Origin of the sequence: Actinomadura sp. KC345 (assembly GCF_004348515.1) — a bacterium.
Classification (GTDB): Bacteria; Actinomycetota; Actinomycetes; order Streptosporangiales; family Streptosporangiaceae; genus Spirillospora.
In genome coordinates this window covers 36,660-47,888 of sequence record NZ_SMKH01000020.1, presented here as the reverse complement: position 1 = coordinate 47,888, position 11,229 = coordinate 36,660, and the positions used below count along the sequence as shown (strand labels likewise).

Annotated in this window: 13 protein-coding genes and 2 tRNA genes; 8 read left to right on the top strand and 7 right to left on the bottom strand. The window is 70.3% G+C overall.

The features are described from left to right. Positions 1 to 357: 357 nt before the first annotated feature. A complete protein-coding gene (locus tag E1281_RS05720; RefSeq protein ID WP_131876078.1) occupies positions 358 to 711 on the top strand; it encodes a hypothetical protein in 354 nt (117 codons plus the stop codon). Between the two features lie 19 nt (positions 712 to 730). Here E1281_RS05720 and E1281_RS05715 read toward each other — a convergent pair whose 3' ends face one another. The 7 genes from E1281_RS05715 to E1281_RS05685 all read right to left on the bottom strand — a co-directional run bounded on the left by E1281_RS05715 (position 731) and on the right by E1281_RS05685 (position 7,025). Further along, positions 731 to 1,213, bottom strand: coding sequence for a hypothetical protein (locus E1281_RS05715; RefSeq protein ID WP_131876077.1), 483 nt, complete (start codon positions 1,211 to 1,213; stop codon positions 731 to 733). A gap of 150 nt (positions 1,214 to 1,363) precedes the next feature. Continuing rightward, on the bottom strand, positions 1,364 to 2,941 hold the full coding sequence (locus tag E1281_RS05710) for a fused response regulator/phosphatase (RefSeq protein WP_131876076.1): 1,578 nt from the start codon (positions 2,939 to 2,941) through the stop codon (positions 1,364 to 1,366). Beyond that, entirely contained in the window at positions 2,938 to 4,374 is a 1,437-nt protein-coding gene (locus tag E1281_RS05705) for a sensor histidine kinase (protein ID WP_131876075.1), read from the bottom strand. The genes E1281_RS05710 and E1281_RS05705 overlap by 4 nt, the downstream gene beginning before the upstream one ends. Positions 4,375 to 4,379: 5 nt before the next feature. Continuing rightward, positions 4,380 to 5,435 carry an ATP-binding SpoIIE family protein phosphatase gene (locus tag E1281_RS05700; protein WP_131876074.1) on the bottom strand — a complete coding sequence of 352 codons (1,056 nt, stop codon included), beginning with the start codon at positions 5,433 to 5,435 and terminating at the stop codon, positions 4,380 to 4,382. Beyond that, entirely contained in the window at positions 5,423 to 5,833 is a 411-nt protein-coding gene (locus E1281_RS05695) for an anti-sigma regulatory factor (protein ID WP_131876073.1), read from the bottom strand. Before E1281_RS05695 ends, E1281_RS05700 begins: the two co-directional genes overlap by 13 nt. Next, on the bottom strand, positions 5,830 to 6,195 hold the full coding sequence (locus E1281_RS05690; RefSeq protein ID WP_131876072.1) for an STAS domain-containing protein: 366 nt from the start codon (positions 6,193 to 6,195) through the stop codon (positions 5,830 to 5,832). Before E1281_RS05690 ends, E1281_RS05695 begins: the two co-directional genes overlap by 4 nt. Next, on the bottom strand, positions 6,192 to 7,025 hold the full coding sequence (locus E1281_RS05685; protein WP_207943118.1) for an STAS domain-containing protein: 834 nt from the start codon (positions 7,023 to 7,025) through the stop codon (positions 6,192 to 6,194). Before E1281_RS05685 ends, E1281_RS05690 begins: the two co-directional genes overlap by 4 nt. A gap of 288 nt (positions 7,026 to 7,313) precedes the next feature. Here E1281_RS05685 and E1281_RS05680 point away from each other — a divergent pair, with 288 nt between their 5' ends. From E1281_RS05680 to E1281_RS05650, 7 genes are all read left to right on the top strand, one after another. After that, positions 7,314 to 8,036, top strand: coding sequence for a protein phosphatase 2C domain-containing protein (locus tag E1281_RS05680; RefSeq protein WP_243716626.1), 723 nt, complete (start codon positions 7,314 to 7,316; stop codon positions 8,034 to 8,036). Positions 8,037 to 8,084: 48 nt separating this feature from the next. Next, positions 8,085 to 9,212: an acyl-CoA dehydrogenase family protein gene (locus tag E1281_RS05675; protein ID WP_131876069.1), complete on the top strand. Its 1,128-nt coding sequence runs from the start codon at positions 8,085 to 8,087 to the stop codon at positions 9,210 to 9,212. Between the two features lie 136 nt (positions 9,213 to 9,348). Then, positions 9,349 to 9,421: transfer RNA gene (locus tag E1281_RS05670), tRNA-Thr, on the top strand. A 288-nt stretch (positions 9,422 to 9,709) separates the two neighbouring features. Continuing rightward, positions 9,710 to 9,783, top strand: a tRNA-Met gene (locus E1281_RS05665). Positions 9,784 to 9,902: 119 nt separating this feature from the next. Further along, positions 9,903 to 10,067 carry a 50S ribosomal protein L33 gene (gene rpmG, locus E1281_RS05660; protein WP_131876068.1) on the top strand — a complete coding sequence of 55 codons (165 nt, stop codon included), beginning with the start codon at positions 9,903 to 9,905 and terminating at the stop codon, positions 10,065 to 10,067. Positions 10,068 to 10,307: 240 nt separating this feature from the next. Continuing rightward, positions 10,308 to 10,745, top strand: coding sequence for a MaoC family dehydratase N-terminal domain-containing protein (locus E1281_RS05655; protein WP_131876067.1), 438 nt, complete (start codon positions 10,308 to 10,310; stop codon positions 10,743 to 10,745). Next, positions 10,745 to 11,170 (top strand): MaoC family dehydratase, encoded by a 426-nt coding sequence (locus E1281_RS05650; protein ID WP_131876066.1) that lies wholly within the window; start codon positions 10,745 to 10,747, stop codon positions 11,168 to 11,170. The genes E1281_RS05655 and E1281_RS05650 overlap by 1 nt, the downstream gene beginning before the upstream one ends. The last annotated feature ends 59 nt before the right edge of the window (positions 11,171 to 11,229 follow it).

Here is an 11,229-nt window from a genome sequence, read left to right as displayed (position 1 = left end):
ACCCTCACGGCCTTGGTAGTGATCACACTGCGTCCTCAACAGCGCACATGATCACGCCAAGGCCGTCCCTCTGTCAGGCGAACCACCGATCCCACCAGCCAAGAACCCAACCAGGTTAAAGAACAAGCTTAGCCGTGCCTCTGTGCTCCACTGTCGGAGAACGTCGATGGACGGCAATCCTCGGTGGCCCAGTCGAGACCGACATCACAGCACGATCGAGGCCCCGGACAAAGATCCGGAACAAGTGCGGCGGGCCCCCGCCCTGGGGACACTTTCGTGGCCGATGCGGTTACAGCCGGTCGGGGCGGGCTTGGCGTATGGCGGCCGCCTCTTTTCCAGGAGCACTAGCCTCTCGGTATGAGAGTTTCGCGAGTCCAGTCGTTCATCGCCGGGGTGCTGGTCGCCAATGTCGCACCGCATCTCGCCACCGCGGTCACCGGGCGGCGGCATCTGACGCCGCTGGCCGGGCGGGATTCCGGGCCGGCCGTCAACGCGGTGTGGGCGGGGGTGAACCTGGTGGCGGGCGTGGCGCTGCTGCGCCGGGCGAAGGGCTCCGGGGACGTCCCTGCGGACTCCCGGTGGAACGCCGATCTCGTCGCGTTCGAAACGGGGGCGCTTGTGCTCGCCGCCTGGATGGCGGGGACGGAGCGCTTCTTCCCCATGAACAGTGACCCGAATCGATCCTCCCGCCATGCGTCGGCAATGGCGTGAACGGGCGGTCGCGGCTGGGTCATGGGGCAGGGAAACGGGTTCGGCGGATCGACTGTGGCGGGGCTATGCCGTGGACGGTTATCGCCGGGTTGATCAGGTAAAGGCGGTACACGAGGTCGCGGAAATCGTCGCTGACGATTCCGGAGGAGCGGCTCCTGCGGCGTTTCCGGCGTGAGTCGGGGATGTAGGTCATCGACTGCCAGATGCGGAAGCCCTCATTGCCCCAGCGCACTTGAGCGAGGCCGAAGCCGGCGTGGGCGACCATGGAGGCGCGGATCTCGGTGAGGTGGCGCATGTCGATGTCGATGCGCTGGCCGAGGCCGGTGACCTTCAGGCGGCCGTCGCCGGAGAGGACCATGTCCCGTACCAGGAAGACGTTCGCGACCAGGATGCTGGTGACGATCACGGCCAGGTTGGCCACCGAGGTCGGTACGCCCAGGTCGCGTACGGCGAGCAGATGCAGCGGGATCAACGCGATCGCCATGAGGACCGCGATCGACACGGCGATCCCCGTCGGCAGGTGCGCCCGGTAGTGGAGGGAAGCCGTCGACACCTCGTCGCTCTGGGGCATCAGCCATCACTCCGCATGGTCCGGCCTCGCCCTCACCCTGACACCCGGCGACGAGGTCGGCAAGGGGCGCCTGGGCCGGGGTCAGCGGGAGCGCCGGAGGGCGATCAGGGCCACGTCGTCTTCCCGGTGGCCGAACTCGGCGATCAGGCGGTCGCTGTACCGTTCCAGGTCGTCGTCGACGGGAATGGCGATGGTGCGCAGGCGTTCGAGGTTCTCCGACAGGGGAATGCCGCGGTCCTCGATCAGTCCGTCGGTGATCAGGACGACCGTGCCGCCGGGCGGGACCTCGGCCTCCTCGATCGCCACGCGGTCCGTCGGGAAGCCGAGCAGGACGCCGCCGCCCGTGCCGTAGTGGGCCTCGCCGCCGGCGACGTACAGCGGGGCGAGGTGGCCGGCGTTGGCGACCTGGAGGGACCCGGTGCGAGGGTCCAGGGTCATCAGGCACATCGTGACGGTCTGGTCGTCGTGGTAGCGGAGCATGACGCCGTTCAGGAGCCGGAGGATCATGACGGCGTCGTGGCCCTCTTCGGCGAATGCGCGCAGCGCGTGCCGGATCTCCGCCATCACCGTGGCGGCGTGCAGGGAGTGGCCCTGCACGTCGCCGATCGCGACCAGCACGTGGTCGCCGCGGTCGATGACCTCGTAGAAGTCGCCGCCCACCTCCGCCTGCTCGCTGGCGGGCTCGTAGCGGACCGAGAACGTCCAGCCGGGGACGGACGGGTGCTCCGAGGGAAGCAGGCTGCGCTGCAGGGTCAGCGAGATCAGGCGCTGCTCGGTGAAGGACCGCAGGGCTCCCATCGCCAGGGCGAGCGCCTGCCCGAGCTGGCGGAGGACGTTGAGGTCCACGTCGTCCGGCTCTCCGACGGCCTCGATGCCGATGCAGACCGGCGGGCCCTCCCGTTTGGATCGTGACATCACCACGGCCACGTCGCCGTGGGCGACCGCGTCGGGCAGCACCGACCTCCACCGGTCCGCCGCCACGAAGGCGGTGTCCGTCCCGGCCTCGTCGCCGAGTCTCAGCAGGGCTGGGAGCCGGTCGAACACCCCGGCAGGGCTCGTGCGCTGCTCGGGGGTGCCGTCCAGTGTGACCGCGCGCCGGGGACGCCCGTCCGGAGGCAGGACGAGAACGGAGGCGGGCTCGCCGAAGATCTCGAAGGCGCCGCGCGCCGCGACCATCGTCAACTCCTCGAAGGTCTCGGCCGCGTTGATGGCGAGGGACGTGCGGGTGAACGCGGCCATCCGCTCGGCCATCCGCTCGGCCCGTACCCGGGCCCGGGAGTAGCGCAGGACCGACTCGACCGTCGCGAGGAACTCGTCCGGGTCGATCGGGTCGGTGAGGTAGGCGTCGGCGCCTTGCCGGAGCCCGCGCGTGCGGTCGGTGGACTCCACGGCCCAGGCCGAGATCTGGATGACGGGCACGGAGGCGGTCTCCGGGTCGGCCTTGAGCTGCGCGCTCACCTCGATGCCGCTCACGTCGGGCAGCTTGACGTCCAGAACGATCAGGTTCACGTCGTGTTCGGCGAGCCGCTGCCAGGCTTCGGTGGCGTTCGTGGCGTCCACGACGGTGTGGCCGGCCCGCTGCAGCCAGTTGGCGATGATGTACCGCTTGGTGTCGTTGTCGTCGACTACCAGCGCGGTGCAATGCTCGCGATCCGTCATCGCTCCTCCCGGGTCTGCGGTCCTCCGGTGGCGCCCCGATTCTCGGGCGGCCGGGTCTTGCGGTGTTCGTCGGGCGTGGCGGCGTGTTCGTCGGGCGGGGGCGGCCGCTTCGGCAGCCACAGCGTGGCCGTCGTGCCCTCGCCGACGGCGCTGTCCAGGGTGAGGTCGCCGCCGAGCAGCCGCGCGAGGTGCCGGGCGTAGGGGAGGCCGAGCCCGGTCCCCTCCGTCTTGACGTCGGGCACCTGGTAGAACTCCTCGAAGACCCGTTCCAGGTCGTCGGGCGGGATGCCGCGGCCGGTGTCGCGGACGGTGAACTCCACGCGATCCCCTACGGATCGGGCGGTCAGCCGCACCTCGCCGTCATCGGTGAACTTCAGCCCGTTGACCAGAAGGTTGCGCAGCACCCGTGTCAGCATCACCTCGTCGGTGACCAGGACGGGCGGCGTGCCGGCGGCGTCCACCACCAGTTCCGGGCCGCTCCGTTTCGCCATGGGCGCCAGGAGCGCCGACAGTTGCCTCATCAGCGCACCCGTGTCCGCCGCGGCCGGCTGCGGTTCCAGGTGGCCCCGTTCGGCCTTGGCCATGTCCAGCAGCTCGTTCACCAGGGACAGCAAGGTCATGCCGGTGTCGTTGATCAGCGAGATCTGCCGCCGCTGCTCGTCGTGGAGTGGGTCCGCGCCGGGATCGAGCAGCAGCCGGGCCAGGCCGATGATCGAGTTGACGGGGGTGCGCAGTTCGTGGCTGATGGAGGCCCAGAAGCGGTTCTTGGCCTCGCCGGCCTCACGGAGCTGGTCGGTCTTCTCATCCAGTTCCGCGTACAGCGCCACGACGCCCCGGTTGGTCTTCTCCAGCTCGTCGGAAAGCTCCGTGTAAAGCGCCATCACGCCGTGGTTGGTCTCTTCCAGCTCGGCGTTGAGGAGCCGGAGTTCCTCGCGCTTGCGCCGCGCCTCCTCCAGTGCGTCGATCAGCTCGGCGTTCTGCGTGCGCAGCTCCTCCAGCGCCGAGACGGGATACAGGCCCCGCAGCCTCGTGCGCAGTCGGGCCAGTTCGACGGCCGTGACCTGGGCCGCGGCGGCCGGGAGGTTCTTGCGGACCCGGATGAGAGGGCGGTCCCCGGTTCCGTCCTCCTCGACGTGGTCCACCAGCCGTGTGGCGGCTTGGATGCCCTCCCGGGGGACCTCCGCCCCGGGACGTTTCTTGCTGTCGAACTCGATCACCAGCGCGGGCTCCCCGTCCCGGTCCAGCATGAAGGCGGCCGTGGCCCCACCGGAATGGGAGAACAACTCCCGCCCGATCTCGCTGAGCGCGGTGGCCACCCTGACCTGGTCGTGGACGGTGAGGTGCAGCGCGGCGGCGGCCTGCCGCCCGGTCTGCCGGACGGCGAACACGCCCGCCGCCTCACTGATCTCGATCCTCACCAGATCGTCGCGCATGCCCGTCACAGCCCTCCGGGAGCGGTCACCACGAGCACGGAACGGTCATCGTGCCGTAGTCCGGCGTCGCGCAGCAGGATCGCCGCGATCAGCAGCGGGTCGCCGCCGGACGGTGGCGGCCGGCGGGCGGGGTCCCAGCGGTCGGTCAGGCCGTCGGAGTGCATCACCACGGCCCCTCCGGGCGGCAGGTCGTAGTCGTGTTCACGCAGGCGCGCCCGCGTGCCGGCGATGCCGGGGACCGAGATCATCCCGGTCCGGCCGCCCGGGTGGAGGATCCAGCCGGCGATGTTGCCGAGCCCGGCGTAGCGCACCCGTCCGGCGTCCGGGTCGATCGCCGCGACGGCGACCGCGCCGCCCCGGGTGGGGCGCAGCCGCAGGTGGATCCGCTCCAGGATCTCGGCGGGCCGCGCCGGCAGCGGGGTGTTCCGCGTCGCCCGGACGGCCTCCTGCGAGGCGGTCGCCGCCAGCGCGCCGTGCCCGAGACCGTCGCAGAGCATCGCGTACACCGTGCCGTCCGCGGCGATCGCCGTGTAGGCGTCGCCGGACTCCCGCTCGCCGTCGATCGGCCGGGTCAGCCCGGCGAACGGTGGTTCGGGCGCGGCCTGCCCGGGCTCCTCGCCCGGCTGCCGGAAACGGGCGAACAGGGTCGTGCCGGCCCGGGGGAGGGAATGCAGCCCGCTCTGGTCGGCGAGCCGCTCGATCGCGCCGAGCCCGAGGCCCAGCGTGCCGCTGGTCGAGTACCCGCCCAGGCGCGAGCGGGGCACGTCGGCGATGCCGGGACCGCGGTCGAGGCAGACGATCTCCAGGGAGGCGGTGCGGCCGTTGCGGACGATCCGCACCAGCATCTCGCCACGCTCGGCGTGCTTGACGAGGTTGGTGGCGGCCTCCGTGGCCACGAGCTGGACCTGGCCGAGCCGTTGCCCGGCGAATCCGAGCCGTTCGGCGAGCGCGGTGGCCTCGCGCCGCGCACCGGCGGCGGAGCTGGGCTCCTCGGCCCGCAACCATCTCGACTCGTCCGCGAGCGGGCTGGCCGTCCACTCGGGTGCGGTCAGTGGATCCACTTGACCACCGCCACCCGGGTGCCCTTGCCGGGGCCGCTCTCCAGCTCGAACTCGTCGGTGAGGCGGCGGGCGCCGGACAGGCCGAGGCCGAGGCCGTCGCCGGTGGTCCATCCGTCGGCCATGGCCTGCTCGATGTCGGGGATGCCGGGCCCGTCGTCGGTGAAGACGATGCGGAGACCCGTCCGGCCGCGGGCGTCCACGGTCCGCTCGACCTGGACGGAGCCGCCCCCGCCGTGCACCAGCGTGTTGCGGGCCAGCTCGCTGGCCGCGGTGATGACCTTGGTCTGGTCGACGAGCGACAGCCCGGCCTCGGACGCGGCGTTCCGCACGAGCTGCCGCGCGCGGACGACGTCCTCGTTGGAGGCGATGCGGACCTCGCCGGCGGCCGGCGTGGTCATCGGCCGTCCAGCGTCGCCTCTAGCAGGCTCATCCCCTGCTCCAGGTCCAGTGCCGTGCGGACGCCGTCCAGTGACAGCCCGAGTTCGACCAGCGTGATCGCGACGGCGGGGCGCATCCCGACGACCACGGTCGCCGCGTCCATCAGCCGCGACATCGAGGCGATGGTGGAGAACGTCCGGCCGATGAACGAGTCGACGATGTCGATCGCCGAGATGTCGATGATCACACCGCGGGCACCGCTTCTGACGATCTCCTCGGCCAGCTCCTCCTGGAGCCTGAGGACGGTCTGATCCTCAAGGTCGATCTGTATCGACACCAGGAGGAACCGCCCGATTCTGAGGATCGGCACCCGTTCGTTCACGCGTCCGTCCCCCTCACGACCCGCAGGTCGAGGCCCCGCATCGCGTGGGCCAGCGCGTCGGCCAGCGACGCCTTGGTGACGATGTCGCCGAACTCGATGCCGAGGGCCGCGATCGTGTGCGCGATCTGCGGCCGGATGCCCGAGATTATGCATTCGGCGCCCATCAGCCGTGCCGCCATCGCCGTCTTCAGCAGGTGCTGCGCGACCTGGGTGTCGACCGCCGCCACCCCGGTGATGTCGATCACGGCGAACCGCGAACCCGTGTCGGCGAGCATCTGCAGCATCGTCTCCATCACGACCTGGGTGCGGGCCGAGTCCAGGGTGCCGACGAGGGGGACGCCGAGGATGCCCTCCCACATCTTCACGACCGGCGTGGAGAGCTCCAGCAGTTGCGCGGCCTGGTCGGAGATGACCTGCTCGCGGGTGGCCACGTACGCCTCGAAGGTCGTAAGCCCGAGGTCGTCGATGTAGGCGGAGAACTCGCTGAACCCGGCGTTCGCCCCGTCCCCGCCGGAGGCCCGAAGCCGTTCGTGTACGGCCCGCTTGAGCGAGAACACGCCGATCGCGGTCTCGCTGGGGCTGAAGCCCTGGCGGGCGCGGCTCCGGGAGACCTCCGCCAGCGCCGCCCGCAGTTCGCCGGACGCGGTGCCGTCGCCGGTGATGGCGCGCTCGACAAGGCCGTACAGCTCGGTCAGCTCCGTTCGCACCTCGCGCTCGGTGATGCGGCCGCGGACTCCTTCGGTGACCAGTTCCACCCAGCGGTCGAGCACGGCGTCGCGCCGCGAGCGCAGCAGGTCGGCGACCCGTTCCTCCCCTGTGTCACCGCTCATCGTCAATGCTCCCGTCTATGCCTTGTCCGCCCGGAAAGCAGCCGCGAGTGCGTCTTTCCGGCGAGGGGTGAATATTTGCCATGGTGCAACATTAGACCGGCCGTCTCGTCAGAGACGTCGCATTCCGCACCCAAGCCGGGCATGTCGGACCCTGCCGTGGCCCGTGCGGCGCCTCACTCTTCCTTCCCCCGCCGCGCGTTCCGATGTGGACCGAAGGTGAGGTTTTGTTCTACCGGTCACCGGCGGGGCGGTTCAGGGGGTAGACCTGCCTCCGTGCAGGTGAGTTATGTGAGTGAGGCGACTCCCGGCCGGGAGAACGAGGACTTCGTGGCGGCGGGCCCCGGATGGGTCGTGCTGCTGGACGGCGCCACGGCCCCGGCGGGGGTGGACAGCGGGTGCCGGCACGATCCGGCGTGGCTGGTGCGCAGGCTCGGCGGCCGGATCGCGGCGCTGCTGGCGCTGGAGGACGGCCAGCCGCTCCCCGACCTGGTGGCGGAGGCGATCAAGGTGACCGGGGAGGGGCACACGGGGACGTGCGATCTGGAGAACCCGGACAGCCCGTCGGCGACGGTCTCGCTGCTCCGGCGGCGCGGCGCGGCGGTGGAGTGGTTCGTCCTGGCCGATTCACCGATCGTGATGGACGTCGGCGAGGTCAGGGTCTTCCGCGACGACCGTGTCGACCACCTGCCGAGCTACACGCTGGAGGGCGTGCGGAGTTCGCGCAACGCCCCGGGCGGCTTCTGGGTGGCGAGCACGAAACCGGAGGCCGCCTACGAAGGGCTGACCGGTGAGGTGCCGGTCGAGGGGCTGAGGCGGGCGGCGGTGCTGAGCGACGGCGCGTCCAGGCTGGTGGAGCGGTTCGGGCGGATGGGCTGGGACGACCTGCTCCGGCTGCTGGACGAGGAGGGGCCGCGGGAACTCGTGAGGCGCACCCGGCAGGCGGAGGCGTCCGCGACCGCGGCGCGGGGGAAGCGGTACGACGACGCCACCGCCGTCCTCGTCCGGTTCTAGCGCCGGTTTCACTCCCTTCATCCTGGAATCTGATTCTAGAATGAGGCCATGGAGCCTCAGGATTTCGCCGACGTGCTCAAGGCCGTCCGCAGCTTCGTCCGCGACCAGGTGATCCCCCGCGAGGAGGAGATCGAGGAGACCGACGCGATCCCGGAGCCGCTGCGGCGCACGTCCCGGGACATGGGCCTGTTCGGGTACGCGCTGCCCGAACAGTACGGCGGCCTCGGGCTCTCGCTCAGCGAGGAGGTGCGGCTGGTCTTCGAGATCGGCTACGCCAGCCCCGCGTTCCGCTCCATGTTCGGGACCAGCAACGGCATCGCCGGGCAGGTCCTCGTCAACGCCGGGACCGGCGCGCAGAAGGACGCGTGGCTGCCCAAGCTCGCGTCCGGCGAGGCCGTCGGGGCGTTCGCGCTCACCGAGGCCGAGGCGGGCTCCGACCCGAGCACGCTCACCACGTCCGCCGTCCGCGACGGCGGCGACTACGTGATCAGCGGCTCGAAGCGGTTCATCACCAACGCCCCCGAGGCCGACGTCTTCATGGTCTTCGCCAGGACGGGCGGCGAAGGCTCCCGCGGAATCTCCACGTTCCTCGTCGAGAAGGGCGCCGCCGGCCTGGAGATCGGCCCGTCCGACGAGAAGATGGGCCAGCGCGGAGCCCACACCGCCGAGGTCTTCTTCGACGGCGTGCGCGTCCCCGCGGGGAACCTGGTCGGGACAGAGGGGACGGGCTTCCGCACCGCCATGGCGTCCCTCGCCCACGGACGGGTCAGCATCTCCGCCGTCTGCGTGGGTCTCGCCCAGAGAATCCTGGACGAGACCGTCGCCTACGCGAAGGAGCGCCACCAGGGCGGCAGCGTGATCGGGGAATACCAGCTCGTCCAAGGGCTCATCGCCGACTCGCAGGCGGAGTTGTACGCGGGGCGCTCGATGGTCATCGAAGCGGCACGGGCCTACGACGCGGGCGAGGACACCAAGATCGGACCGTCCTCCGCCAAGTACTTCTGCTCCGAGATGGTCGGACGCGTCGCCGACCGCGCCGTGCAGGTCTTCGGCGGCATGGGCTACATGCGCGGCGTCAGCGTCGAGCGCTTCTACCGCGACGCCAGGCTGTTCCGCATCTACGAGGGGACGAGCCAGATCCAGCAACTCGTCATCGCCCGGACGCTATTGCGCTGACCAGCGAAAACGTCGGCCGCCCGGCCGGGGTCGCGGCCTGCCGGGGGGCCGCCTCCTCCGGCCTCGCGCACGACCGTTCAACCAGTTCGCACGTGGTCCCGAGTCCGTGTATGGTTTCACTGCGCGAACGACGCAGGCCCCTTTAGCTCAGTCGGCAGAGCGTCTCCATGGTAAGGAGAAGGTCTACGGTTCGATTCCGTAAAGGGGCTCATCAGCGCAGAGGCCGTCCCGTCATCGGGGCGGCCTTCGGCGTCTCCGACGCCGGTCCGGTGGCGGGCGCCCTCGGCGGCCACCGGATTCGCTCCATACATGGCGCTGTGGTAGCGTCCCACCGGTTCCAGTAGGACGTTTCGCAGGTCGTCGGCGCACCCGTTGACCTGGGGGAGCCGTCCGGGAACCCTCGAAGCCGATTCCCCGATCACGGTCCGGGATTTCGTGTTTCCAGGGTTCGGTGAGCATCCGGTATCCTTGCATTCCGGTCCACACCAGACCATCACGGCGGGGTAGCTCAGTCAGGCAGAGCAAGCGGCTCATAATCGCTGTGTCGCCGGTTCAAGTCCGGCCCTCGCTACTACCCATGTCTCTCATCCCCGTCCCGGGGGTGAGCAGGCTGGGTCGAACCACCGGTCACCCTCCGCGGGCGGCCGGGGTTCGCAGTCCCATGTCACCAGCTCAGAAAGGCACTCCATCGTGGCTGCCACCGACGTCCGGCCGAAGATCACGCTGGCCTGCCAGGAGTGCAAGCACCGCAACTACATCACGCGGAAGAACCGGCGCAACGACCCGGACCGCCTGGAGATGAAGAAGTACTGCCCCAACTGCCGTACGCACCGCCTCCACCGCGAGCACCGCTGACCCGGCGCTGCGGGCGGAACCTGTCGTCCGCCGTGGAAGAACCGGTAGTTGAGCGCGCAGGCGCGCCCCGTGCAGCGGCTGCTTCTTCGCACGCTTGCCCCAACGTCATCAGCCCGTCCTCGCCATCGAGACCCGCGAGGACGGGCTGAACGTCGTTCTGTTACCGTCCGTTCGAAACGGCACCGACGCGTGCCCTGGGCGGGCACCGAGGCCCTGTCGGACCTGGAGGGACGGGATTGCATGGCACTCAACCGTGATTTCATCGGGCGGAGCTTCCCGCCCAGCGAGCCGTACGAGGTCAGCCGGGTGAAGATCCGCGAGTTCGCCGACGCGATCGGCGACCGCAACCCGGTCTACCGGGACCAGGAGGCCGCCAAGGCGGCCGGGCATCCCGACGTCATCGCACCACCGACCTTCCCGATCGTCGTCTCGCTCGGCAACCCGGGCCTCGCCGACCCCGACCTCGGGCTGAACTACGCGATGGTCGTGCACGGTGAGCAGCGGTTCGAGTACACCCGCCCGGTCCGCGCCGGGGACGTCGTGACCTGCACCTCGACGATCACCGAGATCAAGTCGATCGGCAACAACGAGAAGATGGTCGTCGAGACCGACGTCACGACCGTCGAGGGCGAGCTGATCTGCAAGACCTACAACACGATCGTGGAGCGGGGGGCCTGATGACCGCCAAGGTGAACTACGCCGACGTCGAGGTCGGCACGGAGATCCCCGCGCAGACGTACGCGGTCGACCGCGCGAACCTCGTCATGTACGCGGGCGCGTCCGGCGACTTCAACCCCATCCACTGGCGCGAGTCCACCGCGAAGGCCGTGGGCCTGCCGGACGTCATCGCCCACGGCATGTACACGATGGCGCAGGGCGGCCGCTTCGTCACCGACTGGGCAGGCGACCCGGGTGCCGTGGTGGACTACGGGGTACGGTTCTCCTCACCGGTCGTCGTGCCCGACGAGGGCGGCGCGACGCTGGAGATCAGCGGCCAGGTGGAGGAGAAGCTCGACGGCAACAAGGTCGTCGTCGCGCTCACCGCCAAGTCGAACGACCAGAAGGTCCTCACGCGCGCGAAGGCGGTCGTCAAGCTCGCCTGAACCGCACCAAGGCGGCGCACCGGCCGGGACGCTCCGGCCGGTGCGGGCGCGGGCGGAGG